This is a genomic window from Photorhabdus akhurstii (assembly GCF_018448925.1).
In the GTDB taxonomy this organism is placed as follows: Bacteria; Pseudomonadota; Gammaproteobacteria; order Enterobacterales; family Enterobacteriaceae; genus Photorhabdus; species Photorhabdus akhurstii.
Genome location: NZ_RCWE01000008.1, coordinates 1 through 17896 on the forward strand (window position 1 = coordinate 1; position 17896 = coordinate 17896).

A 17896-nucleotide genomic window follows, 5' to 3' on the forward strand; every position below is an offset into this window, starting at 1 on the left:
GGGAAAACGCCATATCGAGGTTAATCACCGCCTGCTGCAAGGCGATGGCGTCATACGCTTTGAGCCAGGCATACCGGCGGGATTTTTTCGCCACTGACAGTAAGGGCTTGAGGTCTTTACGCGGGCTAAGGTTCACCCCGTGGCGTTGATAAGCGTGCTTCTTGATATGGAGCGCCTTGTTGTACGCGAAACGAACCGCACCGAACTGAGCATTGAGATGATCAGCCTGTTCGGGTGTCGGGTAAATGCGGACTTTGGTGGCTCTTAACATCATCAGCGCTCATCGGTATAGTTGATGTATTTTAACCGCTTTTTTTGGCCGTGTCCCCCCCGGGCTGGCAATGAGCGTGATGGTTAATAACCTGAAAGCCCTACGGGCTTTCAGGTTATTGACAAAGTGCTGGTTTTTTATCCGGCGCTTTGCTTTAATTAAGTTCCGTTCACCCGACGGAGATTGCCGCCATGTTAAGAACACCCCCTCCCCAAACTTTTCCACCAGAAACCCTTTCACTTGACGAGCTGGTGCCCAAAAATCACCTGGTCCGCCAAGTGGATGCCGCCATTGATTTTGAATTCATCCGCGAATTAGTTGCGCCTTTGTATTGCCACAATAATGGTCGGCCTGCCATTGATCCGGTCATGCTGATTAAAATGATGTTGCTCGGCTACTTGTTTGGCATCCCCAGCGAACGCCGCCTGGCTCAGGAAATCCAGGTCAATGTGGCTTACCGCTGGTTCCTCCGTCTCGGCTTAACCGAGAAAGTGCCTGATGCTTCGACCCTGAGCCAAAACCGTCGCCGCCGTTTCAATCACAGCGAAGTCTTCCAGCAGATTTTTGATAATATTGTTGAGCAGGCCATCGCCAGAGGGTTGGTAGGGGGACGGGTACTCTATACTGACAGCACCCACCTGAAAGCCAGTGCCAATCCGCATAAATCAAAGAACGAACTGCGTTCTGTGCCCCCCAGTGCCTATCTTGAGGCATTGGAAAAGGCCGTCAATGAAGACCGGGCCGCGTCGGGAAAAAAAGCCTAAAGCCAGCCATGAAGGAGCGGCAGAGAAAGACGAAGGTCAGTATCACTGATCCGGACAGCGGATTTATGCACCGAACCAATAAACCCAGGGGGTTCTTTTATCTTGACCATCGTAGCGTGGATGGGAAAGTCGGCATCATCACCGATACCTACGCCACCCCGGGCAATGTCCACGACAGCCAGCCTTTTATTGGGCGCCTGACGCGTCAACTCAAGCGATTCTCCCTGGCTCCCCTCGCGGTTGGGCTGGATGCAGGCTATTTTACGGCCCCGGCTTGTTACTTAACGGAACAGTTAGGCGTCATGCCGATAATCGGTTACCGCCGTCCAAATAAGGGGCCGAACGTCTTCCAGAAGAAACATTTTACCTATGATAAGCAGGAGGACTGTTATGTGTGCCCTCAGGGCGAAAAGTTGATTTATAAAACGACCAGCCGAGAGGGATACCGACATTATCAGGCCGCGGCGGCTATCTGCCAGTATTGCCCGAAACGCGCGTCTTGTACGCAGGCCAAAGGAGGCAAAAAGATAACCCGTCATGTCTGGGAGGACAGTAAGGAGCGGGCCAGGGAAAACCGGCTAACGGAGTGGGGTAAAAAGACCTACAAGCGGCGAAAGGAGACGATAGAACGCAGTTTTGCAGATGCGAAGCAGCATCATGGGCACCGCTATGCCCGTTTCCGAGGGTTAGTGAAAGTTCAGATACAGTGTCTGCTGGCGGCAACAGCCCAAAATATCAAGAAGATAGCATTGCTGGTCGCGATGCTTTGTTGTTTTTATCTCTGGAGAGCGAACATTTCATTGCAGGAGAAGTGAAAATAACGCCTTGTCGGGCGATTAGACCGGCTTAATAAGGAAAATGGAGGCATTATGATTCATAATGAAAAGAACAAACCCCGTTATTTTCAACGAGGTTTGTCAGCGGTCTGAAAGCCCTACGGGCTTTTCGCCTTATATCACCGCCCGCATTGGGCGAGGGTTTACGGCGGATTTTGCTAATTCTCAAAAACGGAACCCCCGCCTGAGTCATCTCCACGCTTCGATCAGGAATATCTTCTTACCTGTAGCAGAAAAATATCAGATTCCGCTCAGTGAAATACGTGTTATTCACGAAGATTCAGCCAGGCAACACCTTGTCCACATCCTAGCCTCTGGGGAAATACCCGAAATTATCACTCGACGGATGGTGTCCAAAAACCTTGCTGACGGCAAACCGTCGACATCAGATACTTCTTACGAAGAGCCAACTCAGAAACTCACCTGTGCGGCAATTACGAAGGAATATTTTGAGAAAGCCGCAGGTGATCACAAAGGCTCAGACGCTATTCTGGAGGTATTCTTTGAGGACTGCGCTTGGTCGAGAGCTTTGGCATATGTGCGTGGGCTGCAACTCAGCCACATGCTCGGAGTTTCAACTGCCATTCGTCTTAATCTTGTTAATGAAGAGGGGGAGGTGAGTAAAGGAGATGTAGTTACTGCTTAGTAAATATAGTCAAGATAATAAAAAAATAATTTCATCTTTGTTTGTTAAGGGGGAACATTATGTACAACTTAACTCGGCCGATATATTTGGATAACAATGCTACAACGCCATTAGATCCCGATGTGCTTCAAACTATGATGCCCTATTTCACCTGCGCTTATGGGAATGCTGCCAGCAATAACCATGCATTTGGGTGGAAAGCGATGGAGGCTGTTGATAATGCAAGAAAAGTGATATCAACATCGATAAATGCGACGAGTCATTCCGATATTATATTCACGTCTGGCTCCACCGAGTCGAACAATCTTGCAATCGCGGGCTTTCAACATCGGGGCAAAAAGGGGCATGTCATCACATCGACAATTGAGCATAAGGCTGTTCTTGATTGTTGCAGTAGGCTCGAATCAATGGGAACGGAGGTGACCTATTTACCGCCGCAAAGCGACGGCATTGTATCCCCAGACTTAATATCTCGTGCAATAAGAGATGATACCTATCTCGTTTCGATTATGGCCGCTAACAATGAGATTGGTTCAATACAAAAAATTGAGGAGATAGGCGCGATCTGTAAGGAACGTGACATTCCTTTTCATACAGATGCCACGCAAGCGCTTGGCAAAATAAAATTTGATGTACAGCGCATGAATATAAGCCTTGCTTCATTTTCCGCGCACAAAATATATGGGCCAAAGGGGGTCGGCGCACTTTATATCGATTCACGCAATAAGAATATAGCACTCGCGCCTCTCATTGTTGGCGGGGGACATGAGCGAGGCTTACGCTCTGGAACCCTTAACGTCCCGGGTATAGTAGGCTTCGGGCGTGCCGTCGAGCTGTCTGTTAAAAACTTGCCTGATGAGTCGATGAGGTTACGTTATTTAAGGGATTTGCTTCGGTCGTATATTATCGATAATGTGGCTGACGTTCGGATAAATGGTCATCTCATCGAATGCCTTCCCGGCCTGTTAAATGTCTCCTTCAACGGCTTGGATGCTGATTCGCTTTTGCTGGAGCTTTCCGAAGTCGCGTTGTCCTCTGGGTCTGCATGTACATCCGCTAACAGGGCACCATCACATGTATTGAAAGCAATAGGACTCAACGATGCTCAGGCTCAAGCCAGTGTGCGCTTCGGACTGGGCAGATTTAATGACGAGGACGAGATACGGTATGTTTGTCTACGTCTACAAAAAGCGGTGAATAAATTGAGGTCGATGGCGCCAAAGCCATTCGGCGTCCTGTAATAATTAAGATGGAGTTTGACTCATGCGAACAATGTCGGCACTTTTTCTCCTGTTCGGAACCCTGTTCACTGCGGGGGGATATGGCGCCACCTTTCTTATTTCCGCGTATTTTCGGTCACAAGGGGGGAGTGACATTGATACTGGAACGACCCTTAGCGCGGCCTTGATCGGCACCTTGATTGGCGTTCCTTTGGTTGGATGGTTTGCCGGGCGACTGGAAGCATCGCGCCTTGCAGCCCTCGCGGCGCTGGCGATGTCTTGCGGATATTTTCTTTTAGGCGGTTTCAGCGGTGAACTGAGTTATATCCCGCGTATCGCAGCGTTCTTGATTGGACTCGGTTGGGGAATGTTCTATATCAGTGGGCCTATGGCATTGTCGGAACGTGTTACTGACGCTGACAGGGGGCACTGGTTTACTCGCTTCAGCGCGTTTCAAATGGCTGGGATTTGCGGTAGTCCCATCCTCCTTGCTGCGGCGGTTGAACAGGCAGGAGTGCCCATACAAACAACGTTTCTCTTTGTTGGCGTCATTGGCATCCTCGCCTCGTTACTTCTGGCGACCTTTGGGATCAAGGAGCCGCATGGTCAACGGGAGTTATCACTGAGACCTTGGGTGAGAAAAATAACCAAGATTGCTGCAAGTAGTGCGATCCGTCCCATTATCATGGTAGGGCTGGGAGGCGGCGTATTTTCTGGAATGATGTCGTTCCAGAGTTCGCTGGTTGAAGGGACTCGAGCAAATGCAAGTACATTCTTTGCTGTACATGCGGCGACCGTGGTTGTGTCGCGGCTTTTATTAGCTCGCCGTTTATCGACGATGCCCCGTACCCCATTAGTCATCGCGCTGATGTTATTCTTGATTATGGGCATTCTGGCCCTGCTAGGCGTACCGGTTCACCCTATGTTCCAGGTTGTGGCGGCCATGTTAACGGGGATAGGCTATGGATTGGTGTATCCCGTTATTCAAACATGGGCAGTAAACGACTCTGCGCTTGAGAATCGTCATGCTGCTCTCACTTGGTTCGTTGTCGCCTACTTTGTGGGGATATTTGGATTTCCGGCAATCGGTGGATGGATATTAGTTGGCGCGGGCAAAACCTTATTTATCCTAACTTTAGCCGCAATAGCGTCTCTTGAACTTATGGTGGCAATATTGGGAGGACGGTGGTTTTGTCGCATTAAAAGCAGGCTGATGGCACAGAATTAAGCATGTTAACGGTTATTCAGCCAGTCGATAATTATCGACTGGCTGATTTGTTGTTGCGCAAGCAATTTTTCGATGACCATGAAGTAGTTAAATTCAGAATCTCTGTAGTCCCGTGCTTCGACATTATCGATTGAGCTGGGACAGTCACTTAGCGTTATTCCTCGTAATTGAAGAGTTTTTTAGGACATTCATTAATGTATTTAATGCTCTTCCAACATTTCCCAAAATAACTAAACTTTTTAAACATTCTAGTATCTATAAAAGAGAATTTATTAACAATTAAAGTTCATTTATGACTTTTGAACGTTAGATATAACATTTTCCTATTCGGAGAATATTTGGCTGTACTTAGCGGGGTTTAACGTTTTAGTTCAGTTATTTTTTAATATTCCGCACCAGTGCGGACTCAGGGAAAAAGCTGTAACAATATAAAAATATTAATTTAAAGAGAGTATGAATATAGCACCTTGAATAACCAAACTGAGAGGAGAATCAGGAATGATTGTAAAAAACGACTGGCACCCGGCTGATATTATTGCAGGGCTTAAAAAGCGGGGAACGTCGTTATCTGCTATTTCAAGAGAAGCGGGGCTTGCATCATCCACTTTATCAAATGCTTTGCACCGTCCGTGGCCTAAAGGTGAGCAGCTCATTGCTACTGCTTTAGATTGTGAGCCTTTCGAAATATGGCCAAGCAGATATTCAAAATGAATTAAAATAAACTTCTCGAAAAAAAATCAATGAGAAGAGATTAAATACCTGAAACTTTTCTGGTGTTTTGTGGAAAGTTTCAGGTATGATCATAAGATTAAAATAGAGTTATTAACGTCACGCCTTAATGTTTGCCATAATTAATTTTTTCGGCATCAATTATTTAATATTTTATTATGTGGGCATTCCTCTTTATATCGCTGTTGATTTCACGGATCACCAGATAGGCGTAGTATTACATAAGCGGATGAAACAAAACTTTTTGGGAGGGGAGTAGGATTCTGTTTGGCAGAACCCTAACGACATAGTAACGACAGCGATGCTGTAATTGTTATGCTAAAGGTATATAGGGATTCGGGTTAATAAATCGGGTAGGAGCATAGTTATCATACCCCTTACCCCTGCAATATTCTTTTAACTGGCTTAATGAATTTATCCCTATTTTCTGATAAATGATATGTAGCCTGCTTTGTACCGTTCTATATGTGATGCCTAATTTTCTAGCTATATCTTTAGCGCTTAGCGATTGCAACGCAAAAAATACTATATCGAACTCTCTATCAGTAAATAAATCAGTTGGTTTGCCAAAATTTAATGAGTCAGGGTGAATGTTGTTTTCAAAATGATACATGGAATAAATTTCAAGTTTTTTGCCGTGCGACACAATCCCAATGCATTCTCCATCCTTCATGAGAGGTGTAACATTGACCAGAAATGGTTGGATTATTTTTTCTTTTCCGACATAAGTGAAGGTGTGTAGTACCGGAATGGTCTTTTGACTCATCATTACATTGTTATCATTAGCTTGTATAATACTTTCAAACTCAGACCACGGCGCTGGACACTCACCATCAAGCCTCCCTTCTATATTAAAACCTTTAGGAAGACCGCTGTAATAAATCATAGTATCATTGGTATAGATGAATCGAGATTCGTTGTCTTTTATAACCCAAACATCGTTGCTGTTTTCCATGTACGAAATGAAAGCATCAAAGTTTTCTGAATGAACATCCAGATCTTTGTTTATAGAGAAACTCATCGTGTTATCTTTCATAATTTCACCCATCATGATTGAACTGTAAAACCGTGATAACGTCCATGTGAGGTATCCCATAAAACTTTTTCGCGTTGTTAAGCGAGTTTTGGTCGGCGCATAGGATTCTGTTTAGACAGAACCCTAATGGCATAGTGACGGCAGAAATGTTGTGCATTGTTATGCCAGAGGTATAAAGGGATTAGGGTTAATAAATCGGGTAGGAGCATAGTTATTATATCCTTTACCCCTGCAATATTCTTTTAACTGGTTTAATGAATTTATCCCTATTTTCTGGTAAATGACATGTAGCCTGCTTTGTACTGTTCTATATGAAATACCTAATTTTTTAGCTATATCTTTAGCACTGAGTGATTGCAAAGCGAAAAATACTATATCGAACTCTCTATCTGTAAAAATCTCAGTTGGATTGCCAAATGATAATGATTCAGGATGCCTGTTGTTTTCAAAATGATACATGGAATAAATTTCAAGTTTTTTACCGTGCCCCACAACCCCAATACATTCTCCATCCTTCATTAGTGGTGTAACATTGACCAAAAATGGTTGGATTATTTTTTCTCTCCCGCCGTAAATGAAGGTGTTTAGTACCGGAATGGTCTTTTGACTCGTCATTACATTGCCATCATTAGCATGTACAATATCTTCAAGCTCAGACCACGAAGCTGGACACTCACTAACAAGCCTCCCTTCTATGTTAAAACCCTTAGGAAGGCCGCTGTAATAAATCATAGTATCATTGGCATAGACGAATCGATGTTCCCTGTCTTTTATAGCCCAAAAATCGTTGCTGTTTTCCATATATGAAATGAAGGCGTCAAAGCTTTTTGAATGAACATCCAGATCTTTGTTTACAGAGAAACTCATAGTGTTATCTTTCATAATTTCACCTATCATGATTAAACTGTAAAAACTTCCATGTAAAATTATCACTTTTACGACACAATGGATAATTATATTTATGAGTTTCTGGGCACCTATTTGGTGCGGATGATTTTACAGAGGAGCAGTTTCCTGTAATCATCTTCAATATACTAATATTCTATATTGTGTAAAATTTTTATTATTAATTATGTTTTTAATGAATAATTGCAATGTGAAATATGCTGGATAGAATGTGAGAGAAATAAGGCTTAAGGTTCTGCCAAGCAGAACCCTAATAGAATGTGTAGTTCATTGTTATACTAGAGGTATATAGGGATTCGTGTTAATAAATCGAGTAGGAGCATAGTTATCATATCCCTTACCCCTGCAATATTCTTTTAACTGGCTTAATGAATTTATTCCTATTTTCTGATAAATGATATGTAGCCTGCTTTGTACCGTTCTATAGGTAATATCTAATTTTCTCGCTATGTCTTTAGCGCTTAGCGATTGTAATGCAAAAAATACTATATCGAACTCTCTATCAGTAAATAAATCAGTTGGTTTGCCAAAAGTTAATGAGTCAGGCTGAATGTTGTTTTCAAAATGATACATGGAATAAATTTCAAGTTTTGTACCGTGACCAACAACCCCAATGCATTTCCCATCCTTCATTAGGGGGGTAACATTGAGCATAAATGGTTGGATCATTTTTTGTTTCCCACCATAAGTCAAGGTGTTTAATACTGGAATGTTTTTTTGACTCGTCATTACAACATCACAACTAGCTTGTATAATATTTTCAAACTCAGACCACGGTGCTGGACACTCACCATCAAGCCTCCCTTCTATATTAAAACCTTTAGGAAGACCGCTGTAATAAATCATTGCATCGTTGGCATAGATGAATCGATGTTCGTTGTCTTTTATAGCCCAAATATCATTGCTGTTTTCCATATATGATATAAAGGCGTCAAAGCTTTTTGAATGAACATCCAGATCCTTGTTTACAGAGAAACTCATCGTGTTATCTTTCATAATTTCACCTATATGATTAAATTGTAAAAACTCCCATGTAAAATTATCACTTTTACAACACAATGGATAATTATATTTATGAGTTTTTGGGCACCTATTTGGTGCGGATGATTTTACAGAGGAGCAGTTTCCTGTAATCACCTTCAATATGCTAATATTCTATATTGTGTAAAATTTTTATTATTAATCATTTTTTTAATAAATAATTGCAAAATGAAATATGCTGGATGGAATGTGAGAGAAACCAAGGTGTAAGGCTCTGCCAGGCAGAACCCTAATTGCGTAATGACGATAACGGTGCGGTTCATTGTTATACTAGAGGTATATAGGGATTCGGGTTAATAAATCGGGTAGGAGCGTAATTATCATATCCCTTACCCCTGCAATATTCTTTTAACTGGCTTAATGAATTTATCCCTATTTTTTGGTAAATAAATTGTAACCTACTTTGTACCGTTCTATATGAAATACCTAATTTTCTCGCTATATCTTTAGCACTGAGTGATTGCAACGCAAAAAATATTATATCGAACTCTCTATCTGTAAAAATCTCAGTTGGGTTGCCAAATGATAATGATTCAGGAGGTTTATTAATTTCCATATGATACATTGAAAAAAACTCTAGCTTCTTAGCTCTGCCTACTACGCCAATCGACTCTCCATCTTTTATCAAAGGCGTGACATCCGCCATAAATGGTTGAATAATTTTATCCCTACCGCCATACATAAATGTAATCAAAGTAGGAATGACTTTTTTTTCCTCCATCACTCTATGATCATTAGATTGAATAATGTCAGCAACCTCAGACCAATAAACCGGACATTCACTATCCAGTTTACCTTCAACATTAAACCCTTTGGGTAGTCCGCTATGATGAAGTCCATAATCATTCATATAGATAAATCTCGACTCTTTATCTTTTATATACCAGAACTCATTACAGTTCTCCATGTATGAAATAAAGGCGTCGAAGCTTTTTGAATGAACATCCAGATCTTTGTTTACAGAGAAACTCATAGTTTTATCTTTCATAATCTTATCCATCATAATTAGGCAGTAAAACTGTAATAACTTCCATATGGGGTAGCTCACAAAACTGCCTTTTTTGCTGTTAAGAGGGTTTTGGAGGAGAATATGGCTTTTTAGGAAGAACCCTAATGACATAGTAACGACGGTGATGCTACGCATTGTTATGCCAGAGGTATATAGGGATTGGGGTTAATACATCGGGTAGGAGCATAGTTATCATACCCTTTACCTCTACAATATTCTTTTAACTGGCTTAATGAATTTATCCCTATTTTCTGATAAATGACATGTAGCCTGCTTTGTACTGTTCTATATGAAATACCTAATTTTTTAGCTATATCTTTAGCGCTTAGTGATTGCAACGCAAAAAACACTATATCGAACTCTCTATCAGTAAATAAATCAGTTGGTGTTCCAAAAGTTAATGAGTCAGGATGCCTATTGTTTTCGAAATGGTACATGGAATAAATTTCAAGTTTTTTACCGTGACCAACAACCCCAATGCATTTTCCGTCCTTCATTAGAGGGGTAATATTGACTAGAAGTGGTTGGATTATTTTTTGTCTCCCGCCATAAATGAAGGTATTTAGTACCGGAATGGTTTTTTGACTCGTCATTACGTTTCTATCATTGGCTTGTATAACATCTACAAAATCAACCCACGGTCCTGGACATTCAATATCAAGCCTGCCTTCCATATTAAAACCTTTAGGTAGGTTGCAATAATAATGAGTAACATCATTAGCATAAACGAATCGAGATTCGCTGTCTTTTATAATCCAAAAATCGTTGCTGTTTTCCATATATGAAATGAAAGCATCAAAGCTTTTTGAATGAACATCCAGATCTTTGTTTACAGAGAAACTCATAGTTTTATCATTCATAATTTCGCCTATCATAATTAAACTGTAAGAACTTCCATGTGAGGTGTCTCACATAACTGCTTTTTGCATTATTAAGCGAGTTTTGGTCGGAGCATAGGGTTCTGTTTAGACAGAACCCTAATGGCATAGTGACGGCAGGAATGTTGTGCATTGTTATGCCAGAGGAATATAGGGATTAGGGTTAATAAATCGGGTAGGAGCATAGTTATCATATCCCTTACCTCTACAATATTCTTTTAACTGGCTTAATGAATTTACCCCTATTTTTTGATAAATAAATTGTAATCTGCTTTGTACCGTTCTATAGGTAATACTTAGTTTTTTAGCTATATCTTTAGCGCTTAGTGATTGCAAAGCAAAAAATACTATATCGAACTCTCTATCAGTAAATAAATCAGTTGGTTTGCCAAAAGTTAATGACTCTGGATGAATGTTGTTTTCAAAATGATACATGGAATAAATTTCAAGTTTTTTACCGTGACCAACAACTCCAATGCATTTCCCATCCTTCATTAGGGGGGCAACATTGAGCATAAATGGTTGGATTATTTTTTCTCTTCCGCCATAAGTGAAAGTGTTTAGTACTGGAATGGTTTTTTGACTGGTCATTACGTTTTTATCATTAGCTTGTATAACATCCTCAAACTCAGACCACGGAGCTGGACATTCACTATCAAGCTTGCCTTCTATGTTAAAACCCTTAGGGAGGCCGCTGTAATAAAGCATAATATCATTAGCGTAAACGAATCGAGATTCGCTGTCTTTTATGATCCAAAAATCGTTGCTGCTTTCCATATATGAAATGAAAGCATCAAAGCTTTTTGAATGAACATCCAGATCTTTGTTTACAGAGAAACTCATAGTTTTATCTTTCATAATTTCACCTATCATAATTAAACAGTAAAACAGTAAAACAGTAAAACAGTAAAACAGTAAAACAGTAAAAAACTCCATGTAAGGTTATCACTTTTACGATGCAATGAGTAATTATGTTTAGGGGATTCAAAAGGAGAACCTCTTTGGTGCTAATTATGTTTTTAATGAAGAATTACAATGTGAAATCCTTTGGATGAAATGAGAAAAAAGTTAGCTGTTCATGTAATCGGTTTTATGAATTGTCAAAATGATCATTTTGCATTGATTTTCGATCTTGATTATAACTGAGCTATAAAATAATTTTATAGCTCGTGGCCCTATTCACTCAGGTTAAATCATATGGATTATCGCTTTTCGTGCTATTTAAAAGCAAAGGATTATAGAAATTTTCACTTATTCAAGTAAGAGTAATTATGTTTTATCTGAAAGTGATTAAATAGGATTAAGAAAAGCTGTTTTTTATCTATCAGAATGGTTTTAAAATCTGGGAAAAAGACAAGCGTATTGTGAAAAAACAGGTAAAAACTTTAATCATTAAAGATAAAAAAGGTGATTAAGGATTTTTCAAAGTAGGTGAAAATTCGATGCTATACAGACATTGGAAGAGAAAACAGGTTTTAATTTGATTAATAAAGTGACCAAATAGACTGCATTAATCCAATACCAGGAGTATAAGGTTATATTAAAACATTTAACAGGATTAAACCGATTAAGAAAATTTTCTCAAATAAGAGATTTTGTATGGTTGCAAGAGGTTTACCGGAAATCAGGAACAATCATTAAAGAAAGCTGATAAGCTTTTAAGTTAACCGGGATTAGCTGTGAAAAAAGGAATAAAAAATTTATTTAATCACATTAAAAATGATTAAAGGAATGAGGATTGTCTTAATATCATTAGCATACCTGTTACCCTCTCTGGTTTTAAATCTAAAAAATAAAATATAGCAGAAGGAAAAACTAGGTGTCAGTTTAATGAAAACGGTTAAGTTAAATAGGGTTCAGGAAACGAAAAAAACCATTAAGTTTAAAAAAACGGTTAAAATTTTTTACGATTAAAATCATAAGCTTAAATAGTGGCTTTTAATAACAGTTTAAAACCTACCATCAAAAAGCTATCGGTGAAAAATGAAAAAATGGTCTTATTGATGTTTAAATACCCGTCGAACCTATAACCTTGCCGGTAAATTCATTCGCCAGATTTTTAATCATCGTTGATGCTAAAACACTCTCTCGTTTTTTAAATGGGTTTATTAGCAATTTTAGGAGAAGTAAAACTCACCTGCTTTTGTGCCAAAAAACGGCATAAAACATAACGGTTTCCTATACCTATAAAGGTGTAATAATGTGATATAACAACGAAAATTTGTATAAAATACCGTCTTTTATGATTTAATTGGTTGGTTCTTGCGCTTTAGATCCCAAAATTCAAAGAACTGCATTTGCTTCTTACTGAAGACTCCTTATATTCACACGCCTTGTATTTTTTTAACAATTGTAGCAATGGTGGATCAGATATCACCGGCGCTAATGGAGTCACCAATGGATGCTTCTGAATCTTTAACACCAGCCATGAAGCTAAATTTTTCTAATAAAAAAGGCTTAATTATTCTGGCTGCTGATGTTGTATTACTATTTATTCTACTTAATACATTGCCGTTTAGTGAAAAAGCTAATGCGGGTTTAGCACTAATGGTATTTGTTGGCGTACTGTGGCTTACCGAAGCTATTCACGTCACTATTACTGCATTATGTATTCCCATTCTGGCAGTTGGTATGGGATTGATGAATACGGGAGATGCGCTGAAATCTTTTGCTAATCCCATCATCTTCCTGTTTTTTGGTGGTTTTGCTCTGGCAACCGCGCTTCACATCCAAGGACTGGACAGACTGATTGCGAACCGTTTGCTGATGATTGCCCGCGGACGTTTGTCTGTAGCGGTGATGTTGTTGTTTGGTGTGACGGCTGGCCTTTCCATGTGGATCAGTAACACCGCGACTGCCGCGATGATGCTGCCATTAGTCTTGGGTATTTTGTCCAATCTGGATGCGCGTTCTGAGCGCCATACATTTGTATTTGTGCTGTTGGGGGTGGCTTATAGCGCAAGTATTGGTGGTTTAGGTACGTTGGTTGGTAGCCCGCCAAACGCGATTGCAGCGGCTCAACTGGGCATCGATTTCTTCAATTGGATGAAATTTGGGGTTCCGTTGGTGGTTATTCTGATGCCAATGATGGTTGGTGTTATGTATTTGATGCTGCGCCCGAATTTGAATCATAAATTCGATATGAAGCTGGAAAAACTGGATTGGACTGGTAAGCGTCTAATGACCATGCTGATCTTTCTATTAACCGTATTTTGTTGGATCTTTAGTACGGTTATCAGTTCTGCCTTAGGGGGCGTGAAAGATCTGGATACCATTATTGCTGTCAGTGCTGCCGTTCTGATTGGTATAACGGGGGTGGCGAGTTGGTCCCAGATTCAAAATAACACCGAGTGGGGTGTGTTGATGCTGTTTGGCGGTGGTCTGACTTTAAGCGCTATTTTGAAAAACTCAGGTGCTAGTGAAATCATGGCGAATGGTATGGCTGCTACTTTTGGCGCAAGCCACTGGTTTGTGATTATTATTGCGGTAGCTGCATTTATTATCTTCCTGACTGAATTTACCAGTAATACAGCTAGCGCAGCTTTGCTAGTACCGATATTCGCAACCGTCGCGGAAGCGTTGGGTATGCCGATAATGACGCTGACACTCATTATCGGATTCGGGGCGTCCTGTGCCTTTATGCTGCCGGTTGCCACCCCACCTAACGCGATTGTTTTCAGCTCCGGTCATATTAAACAGACTGAAATGGTCAGAGTGGGCATGGTGCTGAATATTGCCTGCATCGTTATTATCTCTCTGTTTGCTTGGTTATTCTGGTTATAACTGAAAATTTACTCATGTCCCTCTGGACACAATAACTATTCAATATCCCCACAAATGTATGGTGGGGAAATAAAGCCAGAGGGCGAAGATTCAAGAAGGATTTGCCGAGCGCGTCAGCCAGAAATCTAATGTTGTCAATGTCAGACCAATGACCAATCCGACGGATAGCACGACCATTGCTGTGCTTGAACCTCCTGCGATTAACCCAATAGTGGCTAGTGGCACTAAGCACAAAATTCCCAGATTATTGAATGTTTCTGCAAAGGCCAGAACCATACCTTTGTTAGGGCCTGCTCGTGTTGCCAAAACGACGGTACTTGCAGGCGCTCCAACGCCCAGTGCGGCACCCCAGAATATCAAACATCCTAGAGAACCGAAGAGCGTAAGCGGAACCAGCATAAAAATAGAGATCACTCCAGTCAGTAGCAAACTGACTAAGACCAAAGTCACTTCTCCGCGACCGCAAAGTTTGCGGAGCCAACCAGCAGATAGATTACCTAACCCTAAGCCAACACCAAAGGCAGCGACAGTCAAACCGATTTCAGTGGGGCCAAATCCGTACCGTTGACGCAAGACTTCTCCAGACAAAAGAAAAGCAGAGACGCCAGCACTATTCCAGGCCCCTTTTGCAATGAGCGGCCTGACAACCGGCCATTGTCGAAACCAGACTAAGCGCTGGTTTGTTGGCTTTAGGGGCACAGTTTTTGATGGAAGGCAGTAGATCCCAATGATGAATGTAACGACACAGCCGAGTGAGCTAAATAAAAATGGCGCCTGCCAATTTATTAAATCTGTCAGTATCCCGGCTAAAGCTGGACCAAATGCAATGCCAAAAGTCATACCGAGCATAACGACGCCCATTGCTCCGGCTTGGCGATTATAAGGAATGATATCGGCGATCAAGGCAAATACGGTGGGGATGATTACCGCTGATGCTATACCGCCAAAAATTCGCAGCGTGATTGCGATATTAAGAGTGGGAGCAAGAATGATAGCCAGACCATCTGCGGCGAAAAACAGCAGAGAAATCAGAAGTAATCTGCTTCTGTTAATACGATCTGCAAAATACCCAAATATAGGTGCTGCCAGAGCGTAGGAAAATGCATAGCTGGATACCAGCCAGGATGCTCCGACCGCCGTTGTCCCGAAGGCGACTGCAAGAGGGGTAAGCATGGATGACAACATGAATTCGGTTGCGCCAACGAAGAATACAGTGACTGAAAGGATAAATAAAAACGTGTATTTTGTACTCTGTTCCAAAGTGGATGAATATTGTGCTTTTTTGTTCATAAGATCGATTTAACTCCATATGTAGATAAATGTTCGTATATTTCTTGTGGTAAAGCGTGATGAGTCATGGTGTAGAAAAGCTGTTGTGAAATACATATAAGGAGGGCAGACCAGATTAGGCTGATGTGAAAGTATTAGGTATTGTAAAGGAAGGGAGGAAGCTGATTAGTAATATACCCGATAAAGAAAACGAGCAAGGAATTAATTTATCGGACTAGATATGTCGGATACCGGATATAAGAACGGCGATTATCCCTTGTATACATTTTTCAGCTACAGGAAGTTTGGTAAAAATCTTCCCCGTATTCGGGGGAGATGCATTTGGTTAAGCTTGTATTTTGCAAGAATGGATATACAATAAAAATGTATATCTAAGGAGGTAATATCATGCAAGTAGCAAAATGGGGTAACAGCCTTGCCATACGTTTGCCGGCTAGTTTAGTTGAAATTCTGGAATTGCGTGAAGGTGATGATATTGAGATTGTAGTGGATGATCCGCGTACCTTCGCGGTACGCAAGAAGCCTGGATCTGAGGTGTTGTTGGAGCGTCTTCGGACATTCCGCGGTAAGTTGCCGGCAGATTTCAAGTTCAGTAGAGATGAAGCGAATGACAGGGGCTAAGTCTTGCGGTTTCATCGACAGCAATGTGGTGCTGTACCTGCTGTCCCAAGACGTGGCCAAGGCCGATAGTGCCGAAGCGCTGCTGAAGGCGAATCCGGTCATTAGTGTACAGGTGCTCAACGAAGTGGCGCACGTGTGTGTGCGTAAACTTAAGATGAGTTGGGAAGAGATAGCGGAGTTCCTCGATATTGTACGTAGTTTTTGCAAAATCGTGCCTCTTACGGTTGAAGTTCATGACCGAGCTAGGTTTATTGCAGAGCGTTATCACTTGTCATTCTACGATTCTTGTATTGTGGCGGCTGCGGTCATCGCAGGTTGTCGGGCGCTCTATAGTGAAGACATGAATCACGGGCAGATGTTGGAAGACAGCTTGGTTATTAAAAATCCATTCTCATATGTCTGACGATTTGGTGAGCTCGAGAGGGATCGAGGTTCACATACCGATTTAACCTGACAGGCACCGGTATAAAGGTATCTGTCAGTTCAAATCTGCGTTATAACCCCGATTTATTGTGCAGAAAATATCTATAAAGCGTCATTATCATCATCGTATGTTCGACTCGCTTCCTGGATAGTAAATTCTTTAACGGATTGAACTTTGATGGGGCCGTTGGGGCCATATTTGTAGACATTACCAGCCAGATTGCTAACTAAAAACATGACATATGACATTCTATCGCGCTGCCCATTTCTTTCTGTGCGAGCAACGCCATGTATATTGGCCCGAACATTTGGGGTTAAATTCTCTGTCAGCACTTCGATCGAACTACCAAAGTTAATGATTAGGTGTCCTGGAACAGGATCAATAGCTAAAAGTTCATCATTTATATAGGCAAGAAGGCCACGTTCAGTTGATCTTAGAACTGTCACCCATCCTGAATCCCGGTGAAATTTAGAGCCTCGGGTGGCTTTCTCTGATCGGAAGTGGTTAAACGATAACATCTGGTTTCCTAACCCTTCTGAAATACCATTGGTAATGAGTTCCCAGTCACGACGAGGAATGCCAACATAAGTTAACACGGAGCGTAGTACACATATACCGATGTGTGCCATATGGCGACCTAGTGTTGCAACCTCTGATGGCATGAGGCGCCAATGTTCCCGTTCGAGGCGAAAATGTTCCCATTGATCATGTTCTCTGTCGAAATAACCTTCGTAGCTATTGGAAAAAGTAGTATATGATTTGAATCCCGTATAGGGGCGAAGGTCACCTTCTGTGGCGGGTTCAAAGAAATGGTATGCAAATCGATCGCCATATTCAAAATCCATGTAGGATGGCGCTTTCAGTAGAAAAAAACCGTCCTGGAGCGCTCGATCAAAGCCGTTGCTGTCAGTAAAAACAAGATCGTCTCCCTCTAAATAGGAGCGTGCCATATCTGCTGATTTATATGTTTTTGAGGCTTCGCTTTCCGATGGCATTGGTGGTAGTTTGACTGGAGTTCGCATTGTTGATGATGTTGTCATAGTGATAGTCCTTAGATGTGGTAAAAGAACTTTTGCTTATTCTTTTTTATCTCGGAAATGTATGTTGCCAATATTACATGTGGTGCTTATTCTTATATTGTTTTCTTATAGTGTATTAATCTTTTTTTTCGTTATATTAATGCTTGGATAATTATATTAACAAGTTTATTTGTT

The 17896-nt window shown here is 41.3% G+C and carries 18 protein-coding genes; 9 read left to right on the forward strand and 9 right to left on the reverse strand.

The features are described from left to right. Positions 1–271: helix-turn-helix domain-containing protein (locus tag EAE93_RS11155; protein ID WP_214039668.1), on the reverse strand; the 271-nt coding region annotated here is incomplete at its 3' end. A 191-nt stretch (positions 272–462) separates the two neighbouring features. On the opposite strand from EAE93_RS11155, the gene EAE93_RS11160 reads away from it, so the two are divergent. The 6 genes from EAE93_RS11160 (at position 463) to EAE93_RS11180 (ending at position 5676) form a co-directional block, all read left to right on the forward strand. Continuing rightward, positions 463–1850 (forward strand): IS1182 family transposase gene (locus EAE93_RS11160; protein WP_214039669.1). Its coding sequence is split into 2 segments (ribosomal slippage): positions 463–1018 and positions 1018–1850, totalling 1389 coding nucleotides; the frame shifts between segments, so codons are not numbered across the junction. Between the two features lie 64 nt (positions 1851–1914). Beyond that, a complete protein-coding gene (locus tag EAE93_RS11165; RefSeq protein ID WP_250150985.1) occupies positions 1915–2517 on the forward strand; it encodes a hypothetical protein in 603 nt (200 codons plus the stop codon). Positions 2518–2576: 59 nt separating this feature from the next. Continuing rightward, positions 2577–3758 carry a cysteine desulfurase family protein gene (locus EAE93_RS11170; protein ID WP_040154300.1) on the forward strand — a complete coding sequence of 394 codons (1182 nt, stop codon included), beginning with the start codon at positions 2577–2579 and terminating at the stop codon, positions 3756–3758. A gap of 22 nt (positions 3759–3780) precedes the next feature. Next, positions 3781–4965: an MFS transporter gene (locus tag EAE93_RS11175; RefSeq protein WP_105398464.1), complete on the forward strand. Its 1185-nt coding sequence runs from the start codon at positions 3781–3783 to the stop codon at positions 4963–4965. A 2-nt stretch (positions 4966–4967) separates the two neighbouring features. Continuing rightward, on the forward strand, positions 4968–5099 hold the full coding sequence (locus EAE93_RS25070) for a hypothetical protein (RefSeq protein WP_269468836.1): 132 nt from the start codon (positions 4968–4970) through the stop codon (positions 5097–5099). A 367-nt stretch (positions 5100–5466) separates the two neighbouring features. Continuing rightward, a complete protein-coding gene (locus tag EAE93_RS11180) occupies positions 5467–5676 on the forward strand; it encodes a helix-turn-helix domain-containing protein (RefSeq protein WP_046396916.1) in 210 nt (69 codons plus the stop codon). Positions 5677–6007: 331 nt separating this feature from the next. Here the strand turns inward: EAE93_RS11180 and EAE93_RS11185 are convergent, their stop codons facing one another. From EAE93_RS11185 to EAE93_RS11210, 6 genes are all read right to left on the reverse strand, one after another. Beyond that, complete coding sequence (locus tag EAE93_RS11185) at positions 6008–6730, reverse strand: helix-turn-helix transcriptional regulator (RefSeq protein ID WP_214039670.1); 723 nt, start codon at positions 6728–6730, stop codon at positions 6008–6010. A 159-nt stretch (positions 6731–6889) separates the two neighbouring features. Further along, positions 6890–7612, reverse strand: a complete 723-nt coding sequence (locus EAE93_RS11190) for a helix-turn-helix transcriptional regulator (protein WP_036808136.1) — start codon at positions 7610–7612, stop codon at positions 6890–6892. Positions 7613–7909: 297 nt separating this feature from the next. Then, positions 7910–8632 carry a helix-turn-helix transcriptional regulator gene (locus tag EAE93_RS11195; protein WP_036808134.1) on the reverse strand — a complete coding sequence of 241 codons (723 nt, stop codon included), beginning with the start codon at positions 8630–8632 and terminating at the stop codon, positions 7910–7912. Between the two features lie 310 nt (positions 8633–8942). Further along, complete coding sequence (locus tag EAE93_RS11200) at positions 8943–9665, reverse strand: helix-turn-helix transcriptional regulator (protein ID WP_214039671.1); 723 nt, start codon at positions 9663–9665, stop codon at positions 8943–8945. A 158-nt stretch (positions 9666–9823) separates the two neighbouring features. Beyond that, entirely contained in the window at positions 9824–10546 is a 723-nt protein-coding gene (locus EAE93_RS11205; protein WP_214039672.1) for a helix-turn-helix transcriptional regulator, read from the reverse strand. Positions 10547–10699: 153 nt separating this feature from the next. Next, complete coding sequence (locus tag EAE93_RS11210) at positions 10700–11422, reverse strand: helix-turn-helix transcriptional regulator (RefSeq protein ID WP_214039673.1); 723 nt, start codon at positions 11420–11422, stop codon at positions 10700–10702. Positions 11423–12961: 1539 nt separating this feature from the next. On the opposite strand from EAE93_RS11210, the gene EAE93_RS11215 reads away from it, so the two are divergent. Beyond that, positions 12962–14347, forward strand: a complete 1386-nt coding sequence (locus EAE93_RS11215) for a DASS family sodium-coupled anion symporter (RefSeq protein ID WP_040153441.1) — start codon at positions 12962–12964, stop codon at positions 14345–14347. A gap of 90 nt (positions 14348–14437) precedes the next feature. On the opposite strand, the gene EAE93_RS11220 is transcribed toward EAE93_RS11215, so the two are convergent. Beyond that, positions 14438–15637, reverse strand: coding sequence for an MFS transporter (locus tag EAE93_RS11220; protein ID WP_214039674.1), 1200 nt, complete (start codon positions 15635–15637; stop codon positions 14438–14440). Positions 15638–16024: 387 nt separating this feature from the next. On the opposite strand from EAE93_RS11220, the gene EAE93_RS11225 reads away from it, so the two are divergent. Together EAE93_RS11225 and EAE93_RS11230 are read left to right on the forward strand one after the other, a co-directional pair. After that, positions 16025–16258 (forward strand): AbrB/MazE/SpoVT family DNA-binding domain-containing protein, encoded by a 234-nt coding sequence (locus EAE93_RS11225; RefSeq protein WP_036808122.1) that lies wholly within the window; start codon positions 16025–16027, stop codon positions 16256–16258. Then, positions 16245–16661 (forward strand): PIN domain-containing protein, encoded by a 417-nt coding sequence (locus EAE93_RS11230; RefSeq protein ID WP_040153440.1) that lies wholly within the window; start codon positions 16245–16247, stop codon positions 16659–16661. The genes EAE93_RS11225 and EAE93_RS11230 overlap by 14 nt, the downstream gene beginning before the upstream one ends. Positions 16662–16783: 122 nt before the next feature. Here the strand turns inward: EAE93_RS11230 and EAE93_RS11235 are convergent, their stop codons facing one another. Further along, positions 16784–17722 (reverse strand): 2OG-Fe(II) oxygenase family protein, encoded by a 939-nt coding sequence (locus EAE93_RS11235; protein ID WP_214039675.1) that lies wholly within the window; start codon positions 17720–17722, stop codon positions 16784–16786. Positions 17723–17896 lie beyond the last annotated feature (174 nt).